The sequence below is a fragment of the Streptomyces sp. NBC_01351 genome (genome assembly GCF_036237315.1).
Taxonomy (GTDB): Bacteria; Actinomycetota; Actinomycetes; order Streptomycetales; family Streptomycetaceae; genus Streptomyces.
Genome location: NZ_CP108356.1, coordinates 3,442,674 through 3,467,009, shown reverse-complemented (window position 1 = coordinate 3,467,009; position 24,336 = coordinate 3,442,674). Strand labels below are relative to the sequence as shown.

Below are 24,336 nucleotides of genomic sequence, written 5' to 3'. Positions count from 1 at the left end.
TGGCTACACTGACCCTTTGCGCTGCCTGTTAGCTGTCCCCTGCCCGTCGCCAGGGACATGCCCACGCTGAAGCACACGTGATTGAACCGTCCTGACCTGGTCTTTTGGCCGGATTGGGAGGTTGGTCCTATGTGTCGGCTGGGACCGGTACGCGCGTAGTGAGTCCGAGCCCTCGGAAGGACCCCCTCTTGGCCGCCTCGCGCAACGCCTCGACCAATACGAACACCGGTGCCAGCACTGCCCCGCTGCGCATCTCCTTTGCAAAGATCAAGGAGCCCCTCGAGGTTCCGAACCTCCTGGCGCTGCAGACCGAAAGCTTTGACTGGCTGCTCGGTAATGCCGCCTGGAAGTCTCGCGTCGAGTCGGCGCTTGAGAGTGGACAGGACGTCCCCACCAAGTCCGGTCTGGAAGAGATCTTCGAGGAGATCTCGCCGATCGAGGACTTCTCCGGGTCGATGTCGCTGACCTTCCGCGACCACCGTTTCGAGCCGGCGAAGAACTCAGTCGACGAGTGCAAGGAGCGCGACTTCACGTTCGCGGCTCCGCTGTTCGTTACTGCCGAGTTCACGAACAACGAGACCGGAGAGATCAAGTCTCAGACGGTCTTCATGGGCGATTTCCCGCTCATGACCAACAAGGGCACCTTCGTCATCAACGGCACCGAGCGTGTCGTCGTGTCGCAGCTTGTCCGTTCCCCTGGTGTCTACTTCGACTCCTCGATCGACAAGACGTCCGACAAGGACATCTTCTCCGCCAAGATCATCCCGTCCCGGGGTGCCTGGCTGGAGATGGAGATCGACAAGCGCGACATGGTCGGTGTCCGCATCGACCGCAAGCGCAAGCAGTCCGTCACCGTCCTCCTGAAGGCTCTCGGCTGGACCACCGAGCAGATCCTCGAGGAGTTCGGCGAGTACGAGTCCATGCGCGCCACCCTGGAGAAGGACCACACCCAGGGCCAGGACGACGCGCTGCTCGACATCTACCGCAAGCTGCGTCCGGGCGAACCGCCGACCCGCGAGGCCGCTCAGACGCTGCTCGAGAACCTCTACTTCAACCCGAAGCGCTACGACCTCGCCAAGGTCGGCCGCTACAAGGTGAACAAGAAGCTCGGCGCGGACGAGCCGCTCGACGCCGGTGTGCTCACCACCGACGACGTCATCGCGACCATCAAGTACCTCGTGAAGCTCCACGCGGGCGAGACCGAGACCACCGGTGAGTCGGGTCGTTCGATCGTCGTCGAGACCGACGACATCGACCACTTCGGCAACCGTCGTCTGCGCAACGTCGGCGAGCTCATCCAGAACCAGGTCCGCACGGGTCTGGCTCGTATGGAGCGCGTCGTCCGCGAGCGGATGACGACCCAGGACGTCGAGGCCATCACGCCGCAGACCCTGATCAACATCCGGCCGGTCGTCGCCTCCATCAAGGAGTTCTTCGGCACCAGCCAGCTGTCGCAGTTCATGGACCAGAACAACCCGCTGTCGGGTCTGACGCACAAGCGTCGTCTCTCGGCTCTGGGTCCCGGTGGTCTGTCCCGTGAGCGGGCCGGCTTCGAGGTCCGTGACGTTCACCCGTCGCACTACGGCCGCATGTGCCCGATCGAGACCCCTGAAGGCCCGAACATCGGTCTGATCGGCTCGCTCGCGTCCTACGGCCGCGTCAACGCGTTCGGCTTCGTCGAGACGCCGTACCGCAAGGTCATCGACGGCGTCGTCACCGACGAGGTCGACTACCTGACGGCCGACGAGGAAGACCGCTTCGTCATCGCCCAGGCCAACGCCGGCCTGAACGACGAGATGCGCTTCACCGAGAACCGCGTTCTGGTTCGCCGTCGTGGTGGCGAGATCGACTACATCGCCGGCGACGACGTCGACTACATGGACGTCTCCCCGCGCCAGATGGTGTCCGTCGCGACCGCGATGATCCCCTTCCTGGAGCACGACGACGCCAACCGTGCCCTCATGGGCGCGAACATGATGCGCCAGGCCGTTCCGCTCATCAAGGCGGAGGCCCCGCTCGTCGGCACCGGCATGGAGTACCGCTGTGCGGTCGACGCCGGTGACTCGATCCGTGCGGAGAAGGACGGTGTCGTCCAGGAGGTCTCGGCCGACTACATCACCGTCGCCAACGACGACGGCACGTACACCACGTACCGCGTCGCCAAGTTCTCCCGCTCGAACCAGGGCACCTCGGTCAACCAGAAGGTCATCGTCAACGAGGGCGACCGGATCATCGAGTCCCAGGTCCTCGCCGACGGACCGGCGACCGAAGAGGGCGAGATGGCCCTCGGCAAGAACCTGCTCGTCGCGTTCATGCCGTGGGAAGGTCACAACTACGAGGACGCGATCATCCTGTCGCAGCGCCTCGTGCAGGACGACGTCCTCTCCTCGATCCACATCGAGGAGCACGAGGTCGACGCCCGTGACACCAAGCTCGGCCCCGAGGAGATCACCCGGGACATCCCGAACGTCTCCGAGGAGGTCCTCGCGGACCTCGACGAGCGCGGCATCATCCGCATCGGTGCGGACGTCGTCGCCGGCGACATCCTGGTCGGCAAGGTCACGCCCAAGGGTGAGACCGAGCTGACCCCGGAGGAGCGCCTGCTCCGCGCGATCTTCGGTGAGAAGGCCCGCGAGGTGCGTGACACCTCGCTCAAGGTCCCTCACGGTGAGATCGGCAAGGTCATCGGTGTCCGCGTCTTCGACCGCGAGGAGGGCGACGAGCTTCCTCCGGGCGTGAACCAGCTGGTCCGCGTCTACGTCGCCCAGAAGCGCAAGATCACCGATGGTGACAAGCTCGCCGGCCGCCACGGCAACAAGGGTGTCATCTCCAAGATCCTTCCGATCGAGGACATGCCCTTCCTTGAGGACGGCACGCCGGTCGACATCATCCTGAACCCGCTGGGTGTCCCGTCCCGAATGAACCCGGGACAGGTCCTGGAGATCCACCTCGGCTGGCTCGCCAGCCGCGGCTGGGACGTCTCCGGCCTCGGCGAGGAGTGGGCCGAGCGTCTGAAGGTCATCGGTGCCGACAAGGTCGCGCCCGGTACCAACGTCGCCACCCCGGTGTTCGACGGTGCGCGCGAGGACGAGCTCGCGGGCCTCTTCGAGCACACCATCCCGAACCGTGACGGCGACCGCCTGGTCCAGTCGTCCGGCAAGGCGCGTCTGTTCGACGGCCGCTCCGGCGAGCCGTTCCCGGACCCGATCTCGATCGGGTACATGTACATCCTCAAGCTCCACCACCTGGTCGACGACAAGCTCCACGCTCGGTCGACCGGTCCGTACTCGATGATCACGCAGCAGCCGCTGGGTGGTAAGGCGCAGTTCGGTGGCCAGCGCTTCGGTGAGATGGAGGTGTGGGCGCTCGAGGCTTATGGCGCCGCTTACGCCCTCCAGGAGCTGCTGACCATCAAGTCCGATGACGTCACCGGCCGCGTGAAGGTCTACGAGGCCATCGTCAAGGGCGAGAACATCCCCGAGCCGGGCATTCCCGAGTCCTTCAAGGTGCTCATCAAGGAAATGCAGTCGCTCTGCCTCAACGTGGAGGTGCTGTCCTCGGACGGCATGTCCATCGAGATGCGCGACACCGACGAGGACGTCTTCCGCGCGGCGGAGGAGCTCGGTATCGACCTGTCCCGGCGCGAGCCGAGCAGCGTCGAAGAGGTCTGACGGGCCTGACGGGGGGCTCGCTCAAGAGCCCCCCGTCATCCCCGGGACCGTTCAGACCATGATTGAGACTCGACCCCGAAAGAGGGATTGACGCACAGTGCTCGACGTCAACTTCTTCGACGAGCTGCGGATCGGCCTTGCCACCGCGGACGACATCCGAACCTGGTCGCACGGCGAGGTCAAGAAGCCGGAGACCATCAACTACCGCACCCTCAAGCCCGAGAAGGACGGACTCTTCTGCGAGAAGATCTTCGGTCCTACCCGGGACTGGGAGTGCTACTGCGGCAAGTACAAGCGTGTCCGCTTCAAGGGCATCATCTGTGAGCGTTGTGGCGTCGAGGTCACGCGCGCCAAGGTGCGCCGTGAGCGGATGGGCCACATCGAGCTTGCCGCTCCCGTTACCCACATCTGGTACTTCAAGGGCGTCCCGTCGCGCCTCGGATACCTGCTGGACCTCGCGCCGAAGGACCTCGAGAAGGTCATCTACTTCGCCGCGTACATGATCACGTTCGTCGACGACGAGCGTCGCACCCGCGACCTCCCGTCGCTGGAGGCGCACGTCTCCGTCGAGCGCCAGCAGATCGAGAACCGCCGTGACGCGGACCTCGAAGGCCGTGCCAAGAAGCTCGAGAGCGACCTGGCCGAGCTCGAGGCCGAGGGCGCGAAGGCCGACGTACGCCGCAAGGTGCGCGAAGGTGCCGAGCGCGAGATGAAGCAGCTCCGTGACCGCGCCCAGCGCGAGATCGACCGCCTCGACGAGGTGTGGGCCCGCTTCAAGAACCTCAAGGTCCAGGACCTGGAGGGCGACGAGCTCCTGTACCGCGAGCTGCGTGACCGCTTCGGCACGTACTTCGACGGCTGCATGGGCGCCGCCGCGCTGCAGAAGCGCCTGGAGTCCTTCGACCTCGAGGAGGAGGCCGAGCGCCTCCGCGAGATCATCCGTACCGGCAAGGGCCAGAAGAAGACCCGTGCGCTCAAGCGCCTCAAGGTCGTCTCCGCGTTCCTGCAGACCAGCAACAAGCCCAAGGGCATGGTTCTGGACTGCGTGCCGGTGATCCCGCCGGACCTGCGTCCGATGGTGCAGCTGGACGGTGGCCGCTTCGCGACCTCCGACCTGAACGACCTGTACCGCCGCGTGATCAACCGCAACAACCGTCTGAAGCGTCTCCTCGACCTCGGTGCTCCCGAGATCATCGTGAACAACGAGAAGCGCATGCTTCAGGAGGCCGTGGACGCCCTCTTCGACAACGGTCGTCGTGGTCGTCCGGTGACCGGTCCCGGTAACCGTCCCCTGAAGTCCCTCAGCGACATGCTGAAGGGCAAGCAGGGTCGATTCCGTCAGAACCTTCTCGGCAAGCGCGTGGACTACTCCGCGCGTTCCGTGATCGTCGTCGGTCCCCAGCTGAAGCTGCACCAGTGTGGTCTGCCCAAGGCCATGGCGCTGGAGCTCTTCAAGCCGTTCGTGATGAAGCGCCTGGTCGACCTGAACCACGCGCAGAACATCAAGTCGGCGAAGCGCATGGTCGAGCGCGGCCGCACGGTCGTCTACGACGTGCTCGAAGAGGTCATCGCCGAGCACCCGGTTCTCCTGAACCGTGCGCCCACGCTGCACCGCCTCGGCATCCAGGCCTTCGAGCCCCAGCTGGTCGAAGGCAAGGCCATCCAGATCCACCCGCTCGTCTGCACCGCGTTCAACGCGGACTTCGACGGTGACCAGATGGCCGTGCACCTGCCGCTTTCGGCAGAGGCGCAGGCCGAGGCCCGCATCCTGATGCTGTCCTCGAACAACATCCTGAAGCCGGCCGACGGTCGTCCCGTCACCATGCCGACCCAGGACATGGTGCTGGGTCTGTTCTTCCTCACCACCGACGGCGAGCTCCGTGACGTCAAGGGCGAGGGCCGCGCGTTCGGCTCCACGGCCGAGGCGACCATGGCGTTCGACAACGGTGAGCTGGCTCTCCAGTCGGCCGTCGACATCCGCTTCCCGGTGGGCACCATCCCGCCGCGCGGTTGGGTGCACCCGGTCGCCGAAGAGGGCGAGCAGGAGTTCCAGCCGGGCGACAGCTTCCGTCTGCGCACCACCCTGGGCCGCGCGCTCTTCAACGAGCTGCTGCCCGAGGACTACCCGTTCGTCGACTACTCGGTGGGCAAGAAGCAGCTCTCCGAGATCGTCAACGACCTGGCGGAGCGCTACCCCAAGGTCATCGTGGCGGCGACGCTCGACAACCTGAAGGCGGCCGGCTTCCACTGGGCGACCCGTTCGGGCGTCACCGTGGCCATCTCCGACGTCGTCGTGCCCGAGGCCAAGAAGGCCATCGTCAAGGGCTACGAGGAGCAGGACGAGAAGGTCCAGAAGCAGTACGAGCGCGGTCTGATCACCAAGGACGAGCGCACGCAGGAGCTCATCGCGATCTGGACCAAGGCGACCAACGAGGTTGCCGAGGCGATGAACGCGAACTTCCCCAAGACGAACCCCATCTTCATGATGGTTGACTCGGGTGCCCGAGGAAACATGATGCAGATGCGACAGATCGCCGGTATGCGTGGTCTGGTGTCGAACGCGAAGAACGAGACCATCCCGCGTCCGATCAAGGCGTCCTTCCGTGAGGGCCTCACCGTTCTGGAGTACTTCATCTCCACGCACGGTGCCCGTAAGGGTCTGGCGGACACCGCCCTGCGTACCGCCGACTCGGGTTACCTGACCCGTCGTCTGGTGGACGTCTCGCAGGACGTGATCATCCGCGAGGAGGACTGTGGCACCGAGCGCGGTCTGAAGCTGAAGATCGCCGTTCGCGGCGAGGACGGCGTGCTGCGCAAGGCCGACGACGTCGAGACCTCGATCTACGCCCGCATGCTGGCCGAGGACGTCGTCATCGACGGCAAGGTCATCGCGCCGGCCAACGTCGACCTCGGTGACGTGCTCATCGACGCCCTGGTCGCCAACGGCGTCGAGGAGGTCAAGACCCGCTCGGTCCTGACCTGCGAGTCCGCGGTCGGCACCTGTGCCTTCTGCTACGGACGCTCGCTCGCCACCGGCAAGCTGGTCGACATCGGTGAGGCGGTCGGCATCATCGCCGCCCAGTCCATCGGTGAGCCCGGTACCCAGCTGACGATGCGTACCTTCCACACCGGTGGTGTGGCCGGTGACGACATCACGCAGGGTCTGCCGCGTGTCGTCGAGCTCTTCGAGGCCCGTACCCCGAAGGGTGTCGCCCCGATCTCCGAGGCCGCCGGCCGCGTGCGGATCGAGGAGACCGAGAAGACGAAGAAGATCGTCATCACGCCCGACGACGGCAGCGAGGAGACGGCGTTCCCGATCTCCAAGCGCGCCAAGGTCATCGTGCACGAGGGCGACCACGTCGAGGTGGGCCAGAAGCTCACCATGGGTGCCACCAACCCGCACGACGTGCTGCGCATCCTCGGTCAGCGTGCCGTCCAGGTCCACCTGGTCGGCGAAGTCCAGAAGGTCTACAACTCGCAGGGCGTGTCGATCCACGACAAGCACATCGAGATCATCATCCGGCAGATGCTGCGCCGCGTGACGATCATCGAGTCCGGCGACGCGGAGCTCCTGCCGGGCGAGCTGGTCGAGCGGTCGAAGTTCGAGACCGAGAACCGTCGTGTGGTCACCGAGGGCGGTCACCCCGCCTCCGGCCGTCCGCAGCTGATGGGTATCACCAAGGCCTCGCTCGCGACCGAGTCGTGGCTGTCGGCGGCGTCCTTCCAGGAGACGACCAGGGTTCTGACGGACGCGGCGATCAACGCCAAGTCCGACTCCCTGATCGGCCTCAAGGAGAACGTCATCATCGGTAAGCTCATCCCGGCCGGTACGGGCCTCGCCCGCTACCGCAACATCCGGGTCGAGCCCACCGAGGAGGCGAAGGCCGCGATGTACTCGGCCGTCGGCTACGACGACATCGACTACTCGCCCTTCGGCACCGGCTCCGGCCAGGCTGTCCCGCTGGAGGACTACGACTACGGCCCGTACAACGGCTAGTAGCTCGTACAGCTCGTAAGAAGAAACCCCCCGCCGCTCCGAGAGGAGCGGCGGGGGGTTTCTTCGTTTCCCGTCCGGGGTGCGCGTGGGTCAGGCGCGGCGGCGGCGGGCGGCGACCGTGACGGAGACCAGGGTGAGGAGGGCCAGGGCCGCGCCGGTGAGGCCCGGGGTGAGGCCCTTCGGGGTGAAGGTGCAGGAGAGCTTCGTGGTGTCCGCGGGGAGGTCCAGGGAGACCAGGCCGTGGAAGTCACGGATCGGGGCCGAGCACTGCCAGCCGGGGACGTTCGTCATCGCCAGGACGGCGGTGCCGCGGGCGCCCGGGGGGAGGGTGGCCTCGATGGTGTGGCCGCCCGTGTCGACCGAGGTCGCGCCGGTGGCGGTGAGGTGGCTGACGGTCCGGTCGAGGGCCGCGCGGTTCAGGCAGCCCACGGGGTGGGTGCCGGCCGTGGCGTCCTTGGTCCGCGTGGTCACCTTGACGTCGAGTTCGCCCGAGGCGGGGACCGGGCCGAGGGGGGTGACCCCGGTCATCCGGTCCTCCAGGGGCTTCTCGGTGGCGCCGGTGGTGAGGGTGCCGTAGAGGGCGGGGGAGTACCAGAAGGCCTCGGAGCCGGGGGTGCAGCGGGCCGCGTACGTCTGCTCGGTGGCGGTGCCGCCGCGGGTGACCTCGGGGACCTCGTAGACGGTGGCGCCGAGGACGTTCTCCTGGCGGGCGTAGACGCTGTCCGCGGGGTGGGGCGAGGTGTAGGGGGCCGTGCGGACCGTGACGAGCGGCGGAGCCGGGAAGGTGGAGCCGGTCCAGCTGTTCGGGGCGGTGTCCGGGCGGACGCGGGCGCCGATGGAGAAGATCGCGTCGAGCACCGGGTTGTCGGCGCCGAAGAAGGTCCGGCCGTCGTTCTTGTAGCCGTAGCCGAGGGGTTCGAGGGCGCGGTACGTGACCTCGGGCAGGTAGCTGCTGTAGTACTGCGGGCCTTCCGCCTGGAGGGCGAGGGCGTCGTTGTACGAGGTCTGCGGCGCGCCCGAGTCGGTCCGGTAGGCCGGCCAGCCGTCCACGCGGCGGACGGCGTCGAAGTGGTTGGTGATCGACTGGTTCGAGGTCGCGGACGGCTTCGCCCAGCGCTCGCGGGCGCGGCGCGAGTCCGCGTTGACGGCGGCCGCCGTGGACTCGGCGAAGACCACGCCGACCATGAGGACCGCGGCGACGGGGACCAGGTAGCGGCGCTTCTCGCCGAGGCGGAGGAGGACCAGCGCCAGGAGGGAGAGCGCGCCGCCGCCCAGGACGGCGGGCCAGGTCCAGCCGCCGAAGTCGTTGGTGTGGCGCAGTACGAAGGTGGCCACGACGAGGAGGGCGGCGGACAGGGCCAGGTGCAGGGGGCGCGGCCGGTTGGCCAGGGCCAGCCAGGCGACGATCACCACCATGCCGCTGAAGACGAAGGCCTCGCGGTACGGATTGCCGTTCGGGACGGCCAGGCCGTGCCACACGTACTGGGTCGGCGGGAACTGGAACGAGCTGGCGACGAGGAGGATCGCGGCCGCCCAGACCAGCCGGGTCCGCTTCGCGATGCGCGTGTTGAGGACGAACGAGCCCGCCAGGATCAGGCCGAGCGAGGCGACGTAGAGGCGGGGGCGGCCGCCCCACAGGTGGGTCGCCGGGAGCATGCCCGACAGGAAGATCTCGATCCGGACCGGGTCGAAGTCGCCGACCTTGGTGGGCTGCGCCGAGCCGCTGGACAGGAAGGAGGGGAGGAGGAGGGGGAGGGTGAGCAGGATGCCCGTGGCCGCGGCGGTCCCCGCGCGCCAGAGGGCGCGCAGGCGCTGGGCGCCCGTCATGTCGCGGGTGATCAGGCGGATGGCCAGCAACACGCAGGCGGCCATCGTCGCCATCATCGCGGTGTAGAAGTTCCCGAACCAGGCGAGTGCGACGAGCAGGGCCACGCCCGGCCAGCGGCGTTCCTCCAGGCACCACTCGACGGCGATGCCGAGCAGGGGCAGCGCCACCAGGCCCCACAGCCACATCGGGATGTAGGAGGCGTCGCTGAGAGCCCAGCCGCACAGGCCGTACGTGGCTCCGAGCACGCCCCGCTGCCACCACGGGCCGGGGTGCAGCTTGCCGAGGTACACCGCCATCAGGGCGGCGGCGGTGCCCATCGTGATCGGGGTGATCGCGAAGACGGCGAGGTCGACGTGGGCGCGCGGGACGAGGACGGTCAGCCAGGAGAAGGGGTTTCCGAGGTACGTGTAGTAGTCGGACAGGAACTGCTGGCCAAAGCCGCCGCGCCAGGTGAAGAGCACGTCGCCGGCGGCCTGGCCGTGGACCAGGTCCCACAGCGCCCGGTGGAAGGGCACGTACTGGTTGGCCTGGTCGTTGATGGCCCGGCCGGTGTTGCCGAAGGGGAAGGTGCCGCGCGCCACCCAGGCCGCGCAGAACGCGGCCGAGGTGATCAGGAAGGCGAGCAGCGGCCCGTAGAGCCGGGCGGCGCGGCGGCGGGGGGGCCGGTCCGGGCCTCCCGGGGGAGGAGAGTCGACGGCGGTCGGCTCCGGTGCCACGGTCCCCAATGTCCTGCTCCCTGCTGCTCGACGGCAAGCCGCCAGTTTAGGTCGCCGGGGTGGGGCGGCCCGGCCGGACGGGCCGCCCCGGTGCGCGGAGGCGGTGCGCGGAGCCGCTGTGCGCAGGTGCGGACGCGGTGCGCGGAGGCGGCGGCTACTGGCCGCTGATCTGCCAGGCGGTCACGACCACCGCGGAGACGGCCGCGAGCGCCGTCACACTGGCGAGTGGCCAGCGCGAGCGCTCCAGGGCGTCGAGGCGGGTCTCGTGGTCGGCGAGCTGCCGGTCCGTCTGGTCGCTGCGCTGCACGAGCAGCGCGAGCGAACCGTCGACGCGGGCGAAGCCGGCTTCCATGGTTCCGCGCAGCCGTTCCAGCTCCACGGCGACGGAGAGCGGATCGGGGTCGGTCATGCGTGGTCGCCTTCCTCGCGGGTCGCGTGGTCGGCGCGGTCGGCGCGGGTGGCGTGGGCTTCGCTGGTGATGAGGGCCAGGAGCGCGCGGTCCCTGTCGTACGGCCATTCCGTGCGCAGCCAGCCGGGCAGTACGGCCTGGACGCCGGGTACGGCCATCACCCGGGCGAGGGCGCCGGCCGCGGCGAGGGCGGCGGCCACCCAGGGGAGCGTGGCGGGGACGCCGGAGGCGTCGACGACGGCGGGCAGGAGTACGGCGATGGCCAGGGCGGTCTGGACGATGGTGCGGAGGGTGCGCTTGGCGGCGTCGGACATGGGGGCCTTCTTTCGTGGTGCGGTGGTGCGTGGGGGTCAGCTGCGTGGGGGTCAGCCGGAGTGCGGGACCTTCAGGGCGTCCCAGGAGGTGCGGCCCGGCCAGCCGTCGGCGTCGGAGCCGCTGAAGCCGAGCTTCTGCTGCCAGCGGGCGTACGAACGGCGGTCGGCCTCCGACCAGCGGGGGCCGGGGCCGACCGAGTAGGCCGAGCAGCCCTCGGCGACCAGGCGGTGGCCCATGGCGGTCACGATCGGGGAGTTCGGGGAGGCGGTGAAGAAGCCGGCGCCCGGGAAGGGCTGGTAGCGCGGGGCCGAGGGGGAGGGCGGGGTGGTGGTGCCGCCGCCGCTCGGGGCGTCGCTGCCCGGGGCGCCGCCGAGGCGGGCCTTGATGCGGGCGCGCATCGACTCCATCGTGAAGCCGCGCGGGTCGACCTTGGTGCCGGTCCACTCCTTGTGGCCGATCACGGAGGCGGCCTGCCAGCCGTGTGCGCGGCACAGGGCGGCGGAGGCGCGCTCGATGGCGTCGAGCTGGGCGTCCGGCCAGGGGTCGCTGCCGTTGCCGAGGTTGACGCACTCGAAGCCGTAGAAGTGGGCGTTTCCGTCGGTGTCGTTGCGGCGGGGGGCGGGGAGGGTGGTCTCGGCGGCGACGGCGTCGAGGACGTCGCCGTCGCCGAGACCGGCGTGGTTGGTGCGGCCGTGGCCGATCAGGTGGACGATGCCGGCCTTGTCGATCACGCCGTGGCAGAGCGGGCCGGGGAGCTCGGAGTAGCCGTCGCGGCAGAGGGCCACGCTGGAGGCGGAGCCGGTGCTGACGGTGTGGTGGATCACGATGCCGTTGACGGGGCCCCAGGCGCCCTTGTGGTTGCGGTTGTGGGTGCGCCAGCCGGGGTGTTCCTGGATGCGGACGCCTTCTGCGCGGAGCGCGTTGAGGAGGGTGTCGGCGCTGAGTGGGGTGGCCATGGTGTCTCCTTCGGGCATGCGGAAGCCCCGGCCGGGGGGGCTCGGGGCTGTGGGTTTGCCGTGCGGGTGGGTGCGGGGCCGGTGGGTGGGTGCGGCGCCGCTGCCGGGGCTCCGCCCCGGGCCCCGCGCCTCAAACGCCGGCGGGGCTGGGTTTTGGGGCGGCGTGGTGGGTGGGTGCGGCGCCGCTGCTGGGGCTCCGCCCCGGGCCCCGCGCCTCAAACGCCGGCGGGGCTGGATTGTGGCTCGGCGGGAGTGGAGGTGCGGCCCGGGTGGTGTGCGTGGGGGTTGGGCGCGGAGTCGCTGCTGGGGCTTCGGCCCGGGCCCCGCGCCTCAAACGCCGGCGGGGCTGCGTATGCCCTGGCGGGGCTGGGTATGGCTACGGGGTTGTGGGGGTGAACGTGGAGCAGAGGGTGGTGTACGCCGCTACGCGGGACCCGAAGTCCGCCAGGGACGCTGCGACCGCTTCGGCGACCGCCGTCTGGTCGGGGAGGACCGGGCCCGTGGGCGGCGGGTTGAGGATCACCTGGCCGGAGCCGCGGAGCTGGGCGCCGAGGTCGCCGTTCTCGGTGAACTGGGCGGTGACGTACACCGCCGGGTAGCCGCTGACCGGGTCCGGTTCGAGGGTGCCGCCGAGGCCGGCGTCGTACACGCGGACCTGGATGGTGTGGCCGTCCTCGATGACGGTCGCGCGGCCCGCGTAGTCGATGGCGATGCCCCAGGGCAGGGTCGGGTCGATGTTCATGGGTTTCTCCTCCCTAGCTTTGGGTGCCGTAGTGCATCATCGGCTGGACGTAGACGAGGCCCGTGCCGGCCGTGACCATCGCCTGGATCTCGATCTTGACCACGCTGCCGAACCGGGCGTTGAAGTCCGGGACGACCTTGCCTGTGTTGTCGAAGACCGTCGGGGTGGTGACCTCGGGGCCCCACGTCTCGCCGTCGACGAGGACCCGGATCTTGCCGGTGACCCCGGCGGCCGCCGCCGTGAGGCAGTAGAGCCGCATCTTGGGCTGCCAGAGCGGGTTGAACGAGCGGGCGACGGTGGTCCAGCCGGTCGCGTTGGTCTGCGGCCAGCGGGTGGTGCTGGTGTCCTGCGGCGGCAGCATGGACAGCCAGGGGCGGGCGAGGCCGCCGGTGACCACGTCGTCGGCGAGGATCTCGTTGTTGAACGAGTCGAAGACGCGGAAGGCCTGGTCGTAGTCGCCGGTGACGACGTTGCGCACGCTCAGCACGGTCTTGCCGCTCTTGCGCTTGATCTCCAGGCCGTACTCGGTCGGGGACCAGGCGCCGACGCCGAGGATCTTGGTGCCGTTGACGGGTTCGACGACGGACAGGGAGCCGCCGTCGCTGATCTTGACCTCGCCGCCCGAGATGGTGTTCAGCGCGGGGCGGGTGTTGACGGCCGTGGACAGCTGCTGGATCCGGCGTTCCATCGCGGTCAGCCGGTCGATGATGTCCTCGGGCAGCTGGGGCATCAGACCTCCTCAAGGTAGAGCTCGGCGGTGTCCGGACGGCCCCGCTCCGGCGGGGTGACCTTGACGCCGATGATCCGGTAGCGGGCGTCGAGCCCCTGCGAGAACCACTCGTCGGTGATCCGGATGCGGACGGTCCGGCCGAGCAGCGTCGGGGGTACGACATCGCCCAGCCGGATGGTGATCGCAGGGATGATCACCGCGCCCCGGGCCCGGGCCAGTTCGGCCTTGGCGAGGGAGTCCAGGGTGGTCTCGTCGAAGGCCTCGTTGTGGTCCGTCGACAGGTCGATCAGCGGCCAGCCGCCCTTGATCAGGTCCGTGTCGATCAGTTCCTTCGAGAACTTCGGCCTCGACTCCTCGGCCTGGTTGTTGTTGGACGAGGCGCCGCGGGCCCGGGCGGTGGTGCCGCCGCGAGTGGCGTCGCGGGGGAAGGAGTACGAGAGGATCGCGCCGGGGCGGTCCAGTACGAGATCGGTGACGCCCGTGTGGATGCGCGGGCTGCCGAGCCGCAGCTGGCGGGTGCGGGTCCCGGACGCCGGGTCGCGGAAGACGGAGATGTAGTGCTCGAAGCCGTTCTCCGCGGTGGCCAGCGACTCGAGCGCCTCGGAGTAGAGGATCTCGTCGCCGTCCCGCCACGAGCCCGTCCGCAGCGTGGTGGACGTCTCCGTCCCGTACGTGACACCGATGTTGCCGCCCAGCCGGGTCTCCTCGGACTGAAGCTTGCGCCACAGCTCGCGGGCGAGTGCAAGCTGGTCGATGCCGGGAGCCGGGTAGGAGATCTTGTCGCGGATGCGGCGCCGGCCGGCGTACGAGTCGAAGGTCGCGGCCTGGATGGAGAGGCTGACCACGCCCCGCTCGCTGCTCTGCAGGGTGCTGGTCCAGATGATCCCGCCCCACCACAGGTCGCCGCCGCGCTCCAGGTAGACCGCGGTGCGGCCCTCCTCGATGCGGGCGACGCGGGTGGCGATGGCGGAGTCCGGCACCGGGATGGTGCCGGACAGGGCGCCGGGCTTGCCGATGTAGTCGTCGATGGAGACGTCCCGCAGGGGCAGGATGTCGATGGTCCGGTCGGTGCGCAGATCGCAGAAGATCGCGCGGTAGGGGGTCTGGGCGCTCACTGGGTGGCCGCCTCGTAGGTGGCGCTGCCGTGGATGCTTGCGCCGGCGGCCCAGGCCGTGCCCGGCCCCCACGGGCTGACGGCGTCCGTGATGCCGCTGTTGGTGATGGTCTCGCCGTTCGGCATGCCGGAGGAGATCTCCAGCTCGAAGAAGGTGGTCGAGGTGTTGCGGATCCGGGCCATGACCCGGTTCATCGGGCTCGTGGCCGGCCACAGCTCGGCGAAGCCGACGCACCGGGTCGCGGAGAGGGCCTTGACCGGCAGGGTGAACCGCCAGTTGTCGCCGGCATTGCCCCCGGTACCGAAGGTGGTGGTGGTACCGAACATGATGGAGAAGTTCATGTGCACGGTCGGGCCCTGCTGGATGTAGCGGGCCGTGATCTCCGCATTGCCGAAGGAGGGCGTGGCGTTGCCGGTGAAGGTGGTCCACACCGGCGTCCAGTTCTGCCATGCGGGCTTCGCCGGGTAGGGCATCCAGGCTGTGCCGTCCCAGCGCTCCAGGGTGCCCGAGTTGTCGCGGTACTGGCCCGGGTAGGCGCCGATGGCGGTGTCCGTGGTGACGGGCAGGATGCCGCCGATGGCCACGGTGGCGTTCCGCAGGCCGGTCAGGGCGTTGTTCCAGTTGATGCCGCCGTTGCCCGCGCTGGTGCCGGCCGGGACGGTGACCGTGTACAGCGGGAGGGAGAGCGCCGGGGCCGCGGGGGCGACCGGGGTAGCGGTCGGGGTGCCCCGGACGACCTCCACGACGGCCTCGGTACGGCCGGAGGCGTCGTACTCGTCGTCGTAGACGCGCACCACGATGAGGTCGATCCGGCCGAACTGGGCGTGGCCGTCGGCGAACGCCAGGGGCACGGGCTGGGTGAGGGCGACCGGGTAGGCGCCCTGGGAGTCGGTGCCCTGGATGACGCCGCGGCCCGGGTAGACGGTCGCGGTCATCGCGGTGGTGCCGGTGACGGTGAATCCGGAGATCCGCCACTTGCCGTCGCTGGAGCCGGGCAGGATCCCGGACCGGGTGGCGACGGGCGAGGTGGGGGTGAGGGCGCCGAGGGAGGCGACGCGGGTGTCGGAGCGGGTCTGGCCGGTGACGGGGAGCCAGGCGGTACGAAGGTTCATCGAGTGCTCCAGACTCAGAACAGCGCGTCGATGCGCAGGAAGATGTTGTCGAAGTACGTCGTCACGCCCGCCGTGCTCGTGCGGTGCATCACGGTCACCGTGTACGGGGCGTCCCCGGTCAGTGAGGCGAGCCGGAGCATGGTGGAGACGGAGGACGGCCTGTCGCCGCCGTGCAGCGCGGACCGTTCGTCGTCCGGCTCCCAGATCACGGTCGCGCCCTGGGTGACCTTCACGCTGGTGTAGCCGTAGGCGGCGTTGTTGGCGGCGTTGGTCGTCCGGGCACCGAAGTTCAGCAGGACCGACCCCGAGGTCGGGGCGTTGAAGGTGGTCTTCACCGCGGTGACGGCGGTGCCCTGGAGCGTCTCGGTGTACGTCGTCGAGGTGGTGGTACCCGCGTCGCGGCTCTCCACGAAGATCGGCGCCGGGAACGCAGGCTGCCAGGCCGTGCCGTTCCAGCGCTGCAGCACCCGCTGCGGGGTGTCCCGGTACTGGCCGACGTAACTGGCGGTGGTCAGGGTGCCCTTGGGGGCGATGCCGCCGAGCGCCGAGGGGTACGAGACCCAGGCGCTGCCGTCCCAGCGCTGGAGCGCGCCGCCGGAGACGTCCTGGTACTGGCCCGGGTAGGCGCCGGGGATGACCTCGCCCAGCACCGGCAGGATCCCGCCGAGGGACACGACGGGGACGCGGAGGTCGGTGAGGGCGTTGCCCCAGTTGATGCCGCCCTTGCCGGCGCTGGTGCCGGCCGGGACGGAGACGGTGTACAGCGCGAGGGAGAGCGGCGGGGTCGGCGGCGCCACCGGGGTGGCGGACGGGGTGCCCTGGACGACCTCGGCGACGGCCTGCCACTTGTTGGAGGAGTCGTAGGAGCCGTCGTAGACGCGCAGGCAGACCAGGTCGATGCGGCCGGCCTGGGCGTCGCCGTCGGCGAAGGTGAGGACGGCGTCCTCGATCATGGCCAGCGGGTAGACGCCCTGCGGGTGCAGGCCCTGGACGACGGCCCGGCCGTTGTAGAGGGTGGCGGCCATGGCGGACTTGCCCTCCAGCCAGAAGCCGGAGACCCGGTGCTGGCCGGTGTACGAGCCGGGCAGGATGCCCGAGCGGGCCCGGATCGGGTCGACCGGGGTGGTGGCCCCGATCTGGGTGAGGCGGGTGTCCTCGCGGGTCTGGCCGGTCTGTGCGACCCAGCTGGCGCGCAGGTTCATCGAATGACTCCGTTTCCGGGAAGGGGAAGGGGAAGGCGGCGGGGGAGGGACGGGCGGCGACCGCCCGTCAGGACCTGATCCACTCGGCGGCGAGCGAGCAGGCGTAACCCGAACCGCCGAAGGTGCGGACGGCGGCCCCGCTGTTCTGGTGGGCGTGCAGCTGGAGGGTCTGGCCGGCGGTCAGCTTGACCAGCGCCTGGCCGCCGACGGCGGTGGCGCCGGGGCCGGCGCCGACGAGCCAGGTGGCGCGGGGGATCCCGGCGCCGGCGACCATCAGGCGGGCGCCGCGGGAGCCGGTGGTCGAGTCGGCGGAGAAGACCACCTGCCCGGACACCCGCCACCAGCCGGTGCGCGGCACGGTGTAGGTGTCGTTGCCGTTCCAGCCGGTCAGGTCGTCGATGTCGACGGTCTGCAGGGTGACGGCGTACCAGCCGCTCGTGCTGGAGGACGGGATGGACTGCATCGCGGTCTGGGAGGCGCTGAAAAGGACCGCGGTGCGGCCCTCCGCGTACTGCCAGGTGGTCCCGTCCCAGCGCTGCAGCACACCGGCGGCGCCGTCCCGGTACTGGCCGACGTACGTGCCCGTCGTCAGCTTGCCCGCCGGGGCGATGCCGCCGACCTCCGGCGCGTACGACACCCAGGTGGCGCCGTCCCAGCGCTGGAACTTGCCGCCGGCGTCGCGGTACTGGCCCACGTACGCGCCCTTGAACCCGTCGGCCGGGACGATGCCGCCGAGCGCGACCGTCGGGTACCGCAGACTGACGGCCTCGGACCAGGTGACGCCGCCGTTGCCCGCGGAGGTACCGGCCTTGACCTTGATCGAGTACAGCGGGATGGCGGTGCCGGAGGGGGTGGCCGGGGCCACCGGTACGGCCGCCGGGGTGCCCTTGACCAGGCGCACCAGGGCCTCGGTCTTGCCGCTGCCGTCGTACGCGTCGTCCAGTACGACCAGCTCGATCAGGTCGATCCGGTCCAGCTGGGGATCGCCGTCCGCGAGGGTCAGGCTCTCCGGCACGGTGACGGCGACCATGTAGGCGCCCTGGTTGGTGTCGCCCTGGATGACGGCCCGCCCGGTGCCGATGGAGCACTGCATGGCGGAGACCGCGGTGAGCGTGAGGCCGCCGGGGACGACGCCGCCCCGGGACTTCAGCGGGATGTTGGCGTCGAGCTGGCCATTGGGAGTGAGCAGTGCGGACAGCGCGATGCGGGTGTCCTCGCGGGTCTGGCCGGTGGGGGTGAGCCAGGCTGCCCGGACGGTCATGGAGCGTTCCTCTCGTGAAGGGCGGGGAGGGGCACGGGCCCGGCTACCAGTCCGCGCTGCGCCAGCTGACGGTCATCGAGGCGCCCTCTTCGGCGCTGTCCGGGCGGAACGACAGCTCGGCGACGCCCGGCTCGAAGGCGAACAGCTCCTCGGGGCTGCTGTCCGCGGTGGCCGTGTGGCGGCGCGATGCGGTGCCGTTGAGGGTGACCGTGCCGGCCAGGGTGTCGACCACCAGCTGGTCGCCGGCCGTCAGGTCGATGGCGTAGCGCAGGCGGCGGCGGGTGGTCCGCTCGGTCACCGAGGGGGTGCCGCACGGGCCGCGGAAGGTGATCACCGGATGGGTGGGGGCGGAGCCGGTGTTCTCGGCCCCGGCGTCGCCGGTCTTGGCGGCCTGGCCCCAGTTGAGGGGCCAGACCAGCGGCCAGACGAGGCCGCTCTCCGGCTCCGGCGCCGGGACGATGGTGCTCTGCTCGCTGGTCAGGTAGCGGCGCGGATCGGTCGCCGTCCACTGGACGGCGGCCTTGGCCGCGCCCTGGGTGGCGTACACCCGGTCGGCGGGCAGCACCCGCTGGCTGATCCTGGCCCGCACGGCCAGGACCTCGCCGTGCAGCCGTACCGCCAGCCAGCGCTCCTCGTCACCCAGGTTCATCGCCTGGCGCAGGATCCGTACGGTGGCCAGCGAGGCGCCGCGCTCGGGCAGCATCCACACCGTGCCGCCGATCTTGCGGGGCTTGGCGTAGCGGGCACCGGGCCAGGCGCCGTGCCCCGTGGGGCGTTCGGCGTCGGAGCTGTCGTACTCCGGCAGGTCCTCCCAGCCGGTCAGGCCCGACTTGTCGATGGTGAACGGGGTGCCGGGGCCCATAAGCAGACCGGCCCACTGCATCTGCCCGTCCTGGGTGATGAGTGAGCCGGGTGCGTGGTCGGCGGTGTATGCGGTTGTGGTGGTCTCGGCCATGGCGGGCCGTCACCTCGCTCTCAGGGGGTTCTGTTTCATGCGTGGGCGGCGGCGAGGAAGAGCAGGTCCTCGGCGGTGGATCGGGGGCCCGCGCCGGCTGCCTCCCGGTAGACCCGTACGCGGTGGGGGCCCTTGTTCAGGGAATGCGGGTCGGCGGGGGTGACGCGACGGTGGTCGAGGTCGGAGACGGGGTTGATCCGAGGGGCCGAGCCCATGGACATCGGCCAGACGACACCGCCCTCGGCGAGCATCGGGATCTTGTCGAGATCGACGCCGAACTTCTTGCCGAGGAGCTCGAAGCTGAGGTCCTCCAGGCCGTCGATGATCCAGTTGGCGAAGGCGATGATGCCGTTGAACGGGCCGGTGACCACGGCGAGCACGGCCTGCATACCGGTGGTCACCATGCGGCCGATGCCGCCGAGCGAGCCGGACAGGGCGCCGCTGACGCGGCCGAAGGCGCCGGGGAGGCTGTCGGTCAGGAAGTTGATCACCGGGCGGATCGGGGCCATGATCGCGTTGAAGGCGCCGGACGCGATGCCGCGCAGCGCACTGGTGGCCGAGCGGGCGGTGCTGCCGGTCTGGGAGAAGCCGTTGACGGCTCCGCGCAGACCGCCCAGTACCGACGTGATGACGCCGAAGTACCCCTTGAAGTACGAGGCCACGATCGAGCCGACGAACGCGAGCACCGGGATGAGGACCTTCAGGTACTCCTCGAACACGCCCAGGACCACGGTGAACGTCTGCTCGATGAGGCGCTGGCCGGTCTCGGAGTTCATGGCGAGCTCGATCAGCCAGGCGCCGAGCGGGATCAGGATGCCGAGCAGGAAGCCGATCGGGTTGGCCCGCATGGCCACGTTGACCGCGGTCATCACGACGGCGCCCACGGTCATGGCGATCCCGAAGGTGCTCATGAGCGTGGAGACGATCCCGATGGCCGGGAGCAGGGCGCCGATGATCGCCAGGACCCCGCCGGTCTTCCCGCCCAGCTTCCGCAGCGAGGCCACGACCCCGCGGGCGCCGGAGTCGACCCGCTTGGTGCCGGTGGACGCGAGGGTCGCGGAGCGGCCGACCTTGGTCGCGGAGGTCGCGGCGGCGGTGGCCTGGGTCTTCAGCGTCGAGAGGACCTTGCCGGCCGGGGAGGCCGCCGACGCGAGCCCTGTCGCGTCGGTGGCGGCCTTCTTCGCCGTCGAGCCGATCTGCTTCAGCGACGAGGTGACCTGGCGGGCGTTCCGCGTGGCCGCCACGGCGTGGGTACGGACACCGCCCATCGACCTCGTGAGGCGGGCGAAGGGGTTCGCGACGACGGCCGCACTCATCCGCGCGCCTTCGCCAGGTACATCAGCGCGTCGGCCGTGCGCTGCGGGTCGGTGTTCTGCGCGGCGTAGTAGTGCTCGATGTGCAGGGCCGAACCCTCACCGGAGCCCGGGGCGGCGGAGGTCATCCGGGCGCGGGCGGCCGTACGGGACAGCAGACGGTCGAGCTTGGACAGCGGCAGGACGGCTTCGGCCTCGCCGGCCTCGGCGAGGATCGCCGGGACACCGCCGCTGCGTGGCATGACCACACCGCCGGTGGCGAGCATGGGGATGTTCGGCAGACTGACGCCGAAGCTCTTGCCGCCGACGAAGGGGACCCAGCCGGGGACGCTGACGCGGATCCGGTTGATCCGGCTGATCATCGAGTTGATCAGGCCGATGACGGAGTTGATCGGGGACTTGACCGCTCCGACGATGGCGCCGAAGGCGCCGGACGCGATGCCCTTGAGCCCGTTCCAGGCGCTGGACATCCGGTCCTTGACGGCGTTGAACGCGTTGGGGACGGCCGACCTGATCCAGTCGACCACCGGCATGATGATGCCCTTGATGCCGTTCCAGACGCTGCTGATGACCGAGCGGACGGCGTTCATGACGGTGCCGATGACCGACTTGATGCCGTTGAACGCGGACGACACGGCGCTGCCGATGGCCCTGACGATCGGCATGACGGCGTTCTTGACGCTGTTCCAGACCGACTTGATCAGGTTTCCGGCGCCGCGGATGATCGGGCCGATGGCCTTGATGACCGCGGAGATCACGTTCCTGATGGCGCCGAACGCGGTCCGGATCACGGCCTGCATGGTCTTCGAGCGCATCGCCATTTCGACGATCTTCTCGATGAGCGGCATGAACAGTTCGAGCAGTCGGGCGAGGAAGTTGCCCCGCATGGACTTGTTGAGCCTGTCCTGGCCCTGGGCGGCCCGGTCGGCGCCGGTCTTGAACCGGCCGAGCTGCGTGCCGGCCCGCTGACCGGTCTGCCCGGCCTTGGACATGGCCCGCTCGGCCTGGTCGGCGGCGGTCTTGAGGCTCTTGAGCTGGCCGGTGGAGCCCTGGGCGTTCGTGCGGAGCGTCTTGAGCTGGCCGGAAGCGCCGCGGCTGGCGTCGCCGACCCGTTTGACGGGGGCTGCGGCGCCGGACGCCTGCGTCTTGAGATTGCGCAGGGCGTCCGAGGCGCGCTTGGTGGAACTCGCGAGAGACATGGTGGTTACACCTCCTTTGTGGGTGGGGGCTGCGGATCAGGCGCCGAGGGCGCCGGCGGTGGCCGCGGCGGCCGTGCTGACACCCCGCAGCGCGGGACCCAGCGGGGTGAGGGAGCCCCTGAGATTGCGGGCGGCTTTGTCGAGGCTGTTGGCGGCCTTGGCGGCGGCGCGCATGTCGCCCGACTTGGGGATGTTCTCGGGCTTGAGGTTCCTGATGACGAGCTTGAGGCGCAGCAGGGCCGAGGTCGCGTTCCTCACGTCATCGAGCTTCAGTCGGCCGATCGCCAGTCGCAGCTTGTCGAGAGCGTCGGCGGTCTTCGTCAGCGCCGCGTGGTCCCGGGGGATCTTCTTGTGGTCGAAGTTCCTGAGGGCGGTCTTGAGCTTGCGGATGGCTTCGGCGGCCGCCTCGACCGCGCCGTTGTTCTGGTTCGCCACGGCCGTGTTGAGCGTGCCGATGGCCTTCGCCCGGGCGGCCAGTTCCTTGGCGCGGGGGAGCCGCCTCACTTCCTTGACGAAGTCGGCCAGGGCCGGGTTGGTCAGGTCGAGCTCGGTGCGGAGGTTCTGCACCTGCTCCGGCGTCAGGTCCCCGGCGGCGTTTGCGGCGCCGACGATCCTGGCGGGGAGCTTGGCGATGAAGCGGGCGGCGAGGATGGTGACGATGATTCCGGCGATGCCGGTACCCACCCACCACAACCAATCCGGGTTGTCCTCGTAGATGGGGCTCTTCTTGAGCGCGTTGGCGGCTCCTTCGAGGCGGAGTTGCTTCAGCATCTCCACCAAGAAGGGGTTTACTACCTCGCCGCGGATTTCCTTGATGTCCTTGGCGATGGGCTCCAGGAGTGCGGCCAGGCTGACATTCGTGACGAGGTTCGCCGCGCCCAGATGCTTGACGAGGTCCGGCGGGTTCTGGAGGTAGAGATCGAGCAGTTGCTTGGGTGTGGGTGGTTTATCTCCCGGCTTGGGCGGCTCGGGTGGTGGGCCTATCACCCGTGAAGGCTGGGGGTCTTCGATTGCCATGGGGGTCTTCCTCCGCTTTCGGCTGGTTGGGCCAAGCGCCGAGAAGCCCCCGCCGGTCGAACATCGGCGGGGGCTCGGTCGTAGGAAGGGCTGGGGCTACTGCGTGGGGCGCCGCGACTCGGCGAGGGCGTCGTTCCAGCCGGCGGTGTACGCGCGGGTCTCACGGGTGGTGATCTCCGCGTACAGGGAGCCGAGGAGCGCCCTCTTGTCGAGGGGGGCGGGTCCGTCCAGGAGCTGGCTGAGGCGGTCGTGGAGCGTGAACTGCGGTGATCCCTCGGCCTGCTGGGTCATGGACGCCTGCCTTCCAGTTGCTTGCCCTTGCTGTGTGGTGGCGCCGCGGATCGGGAGCGGGGGCACCAGTGGTCGAACGAGTGTGCGAAGAGAGTCTGGAACATTCGTTCGATGTTTGTCGAGCTGGAAAGCTCCCTCGGCGCGTCCCGTCCGTGACGGTCGGCACAACGAACAGGGAGTTTCCGGACGAGGCGGTAGGCTTGATCATTGCTCCCCCGCCCAGGAAAACGTGGGTCACTCGGGGCGTGAGGGGAGCCCGGGGGCGGGAAGGCAGTGCTGACGCATGGACAGGGAAACGGGCGCCAGAAGGCGTGACCATGCCATTGACTGGCTTGAAATGGCCCCTGACCTGCCCCATCTGTTCGCCCGCCTGTCGGAACTCGTCCATGCGGCGGGCTACGCACCCGAGGACCTCGTCCTGATCCCGCGGTCCGAGATCGACCGCCGCGAGACGGCCGCCTTCACCGCCGGATGGGCCGAGGCCATGTCCGAGGAACTGCCGCGCATCCGCCGCGAGTACGAGAAGCGGGTCGCCGACGCCTACGCTGCCGGCGGCGGCCGTGGCACGGACACGGCTGCCCGGCGTACCGCCGCCAAGGGCGATGGCGCCACCGTGATCCGGCTGCCGTTCGCCACGCTGCTCGAACCGTCGCCCCTGGTGGTGGAGACCGAGGAGCGGATGCGCCGTGCCCAGGAGATCCTGGACCGGCGGTCCGAGGACGTGGTCGGGGGCGATGCCGCGGGTGATGCCAGAGGTGAGGTGGAAGCCGCGGTAGGGGCTGAGGCCGCAGCCGCGGTCGAGGGCGTGGTCGAGGCCGCGCCCGAGCCCGAGGAGGCACGGGGCTCAGAGCCGCTCGCGCAGCCCGTCGCCTCCCGCGCGAGCGCGGACGCGCGCGAGCGGCGCACGCCCCCGGCGAGCCGGAAGGTCGTACGGCGCAACGGGCGGCCCATAGTGCCGCCGCTGAAATCCGTACCCGTGCAGCCCCGTCCGCAAGGCACCCCCGCCGACTACCCGGCGGACGGGCCGGGGACGACAGGGGAACCGGAACGGCGGAGCCTGGCCGCCAGGGCTCGGGCTCTGGCGACGGAAATGGAGACCCGGGGCGGCGCGAGCCGCCCCGAGGTCCCCGAGAAGAGCCGCTGACCCGGCCGCAAAGCCCGGTCGTCGGTCAGCCGAAGAAGCGGACCAGGGTTTCCGGGGACACGGCGTCGGTCGTGCCCGGCGCCTCCCCCGACTCCGAGTCCAGGTCGTCCGAGCTGCCGTACGGCTTCCCGTCCGGCCTCGGCACCGGCTCCGGAGCATCCGGCTGGTCGGAGTCCTCCGCCGCGTTGACGACGGAGAACATCCAGTTGGCGGCCGCCAGATGGTCCACGGTCGCCGCCAGCAGGTGATCGGTCACAGACCAGTCGGCGGCCTCACCGAACAGCTCCCGGTTGACGGCGCTGTCCCGCGGCATGTGCTTGATCAGGACCTGGAGGCGCCGCGAGGAGAGCTCCCCGCGGTGCC

At 69.8% G+C, this 24,336-nt stretch carries 18 protein-coding genes and 1 pseudogene; 3 read left to right on the top strand and 16 right to left on the bottom strand.

Features of this window, described 5'->3' with window-relative positions; translation table 11 throughout:
• Window positions 1–188: 188 nt before the first annotated feature.
• Both rpoB and OG625_RS15640 read left to right on the top strand, forming a co-directional pair.
• Window positions 189–3,671, top strand: coding sequence for a DNA-directed RNA polymerase subunit beta (gene rpoB / locus OG625_RS15645; RefSeq protein ID WP_329380778.1), 3,483 nt, complete (start codon window positions 189–191; stop codon window positions 3,669–3,671).
• A 97-nt stretch (window positions 3,672–3,768) separates the two neighbouring features.
• On the top strand, window positions 3,769–7,668 hold the full coding sequence (locus OG625_RS15640) for a DNA-directed RNA polymerase subunit beta' (RefSeq protein WP_329380775.1): 3,900 nt from the start codon (window positions 3,769–3,771) through the stop codon (window positions 7,666–7,668).
• Window positions 7,669–7,758: 90 nt separating this feature from the next.
• Here OG625_RS15640 and OG625_RS15635 read toward each other — a convergent pair whose 3' ends face one another.
• From OG625_RS15635 to OG625_RS15565, 15 genes and pseudogenes are all read right to left on the bottom strand, one after another.
• Window positions 7,759–10,212, bottom strand: a complete 2,454-nt coding sequence (locus tag OG625_RS15635; RefSeq protein WP_329380772.1) for a YfhO family protein — start codon at window positions 10,210–10,212, stop codon at window positions 7,759–7,761.
• A 154-nt stretch (window positions 10,213–10,366) separates the two neighbouring features.
• Entirely contained in the window at window positions 10,367–10,621 is a 255-nt protein-coding gene (locus tag OG625_RS15630; RefSeq protein WP_329380768.1) for a hypothetical protein, read from the bottom strand.
• A 92-nt stretch (window positions 10,622–10,713) separates the two neighbouring features.
• Window positions 10,714–10,935, bottom strand: a pseudogene (locus OG625_RS15625) (hypothetical protein); the annotation flags it as partial.
• A gap of 51 nt (window positions 10,936–10,986) precedes the next feature.
• A complete protein-coding gene (locus OG625_RS15620) occupies window positions 10,987–11,892 on the bottom strand; it encodes a peptidoglycan-binding protein (protein ID WP_329380766.1) in 906 nt (301 codons plus the stop codon).
• 376 nt (window positions 11,893–12,268) lie between these two features.
• Complete coding sequence (locus tag OG625_RS15615; RefSeq protein ID WP_329380764.1) at window positions 12,269–12,634, bottom strand: ATP-binding protein; 366 nt, start codon at window positions 12,632–12,634, stop codon at window positions 12,269–12,271.
• Between the two features lie 13 nt (window positions 12,635–12,647).
• On the bottom strand, window positions 12,648–13,364 hold the full coding sequence (locus OG625_RS15610) for a hypothetical protein (RefSeq protein ID WP_329380761.1): 717 nt from the start codon (window positions 13,362–13,364) through the stop codon (window positions 12,648–12,650).
• Window positions 13,364–14,479: a hypothetical protein gene (locus tag OG625_RS15605; protein ID WP_329380758.1), complete on the bottom strand. Its 1,116-nt coding sequence runs from the start codon at window positions 14,477–14,479 to the stop codon at window positions 13,364–13,366. The genes OG625_RS15610 and OG625_RS15605 overlap by 1 nt, the downstream gene beginning before the upstream one ends.
• Window positions 14,476–15,591, bottom strand: coding sequence for a hypothetical protein (locus tag OG625_RS15600; RefSeq protein ID WP_329380755.1), 1,116 nt, complete (start codon window positions 15,589–15,591; stop codon window positions 14,476–14,478). Before OG625_RS15600 ends, OG625_RS15605 begins: the two co-directional genes overlap by 4 nt.
• A gap of 14 nt (window positions 15,592–15,605) precedes the next feature.
• Window positions 15,606–16,793, bottom strand: coding sequence for a hypothetical protein (locus OG625_RS15595; RefSeq protein ID WP_329380752.1), 1,188 nt, complete (start codon window positions 16,791–16,793; stop codon window positions 15,606–15,608).
• Between the two features lie 67 nt (window positions 16,794–16,860).
• Window positions 16,861–18,054 carry a hypothetical protein gene (locus OG625_RS15590; RefSeq protein ID WP_329380749.1) on the bottom strand — a complete coding sequence of 398 codons (1,194 nt, stop codon included), beginning with the start codon at window positions 18,052–18,054 and terminating at the stop codon, window positions 16,861–16,863.
• 43 nt (window positions 18,055–18,097) lie between these two features.
• Window positions 18,098–19,009: a phage distal tail protein gene (locus OG625_RS15585; RefSeq protein ID WP_329380746.1), complete on the bottom strand. Its 912-nt coding sequence runs from the start codon at window positions 19,007–19,009 to the stop codon at window positions 18,098–18,100.
• Between the two features lie 35 nt (window positions 19,010–19,044).
• A complete protein-coding gene (locus OG625_RS15580) occupies window positions 19,045–20,325 on the bottom strand; it encodes a tape-measure protein (RefSeq protein ID WP_329380743.1) in 1,281 nt (426 codons plus the stop codon).
• On the bottom strand, window positions 20,322–21,521 hold the full coding sequence (locus OG625_RS15575) for a phage tail protein (RefSeq protein ID WP_329380740.1): 1,200 nt from the start codon (window positions 21,519–21,521) through the stop codon (window positions 20,322–20,324). Before OG625_RS15575 ends, OG625_RS15580 begins: the two co-directional genes overlap by 4 nt.
• A gap of 36 nt (window positions 21,522–21,557) precedes the next feature.
• Window positions 21,558–22,538, bottom strand: a complete 981-nt coding sequence (locus OG625_RS15570) for a hypothetical protein (RefSeq protein ID WP_329380737.1) — start codon at window positions 22,536–22,538, stop codon at window positions 21,558–21,560.
• 96 nt (window positions 22,539–22,634) lie between these two features.
• Complete coding sequence (locus OG625_RS15565; RefSeq protein ID WP_329380734.1) at window positions 22,635–22,829, bottom strand: hypothetical protein; 195 nt, start codon at window positions 22,827–22,829, stop codon at window positions 22,635–22,637.
• A 337-nt stretch (window positions 22,830–23,166) separates the two neighbouring features.
• On the opposite strand from OG625_RS15565, the gene OG625_RS15560 reads away from it, so the two are divergent.
• The gene (locus tag OG625_RS15560) at window positions 23,167–23,973 is read left to right on the top strand and encodes a hypothetical protein (protein ID WP_329380730.1); all 807 of its coding nucleotides are present in this window, start codon (window positions 23,167–23,169) and stop codon (window positions 23,971–23,973) included.
• Between the two features lie 25 nt (window positions 23,974–23,998).
• Here the strand turns inward: OG625_RS15560 and OG625_RS15555 are convergent, their stop codons facing one another.
• The gene (locus OG625_RS15555) at window positions 23,999–24,286 is read right to left on the bottom strand and encodes a hypothetical protein (RefSeq protein ID WP_443067722.1); all 288 of its coding nucleotides are present in this window, start codon (window positions 24,284–24,286) and stop codon (window positions 23,999–24,001) included.
• Window positions 24,287–24,336: the final 50 nt, after the last annotated feature.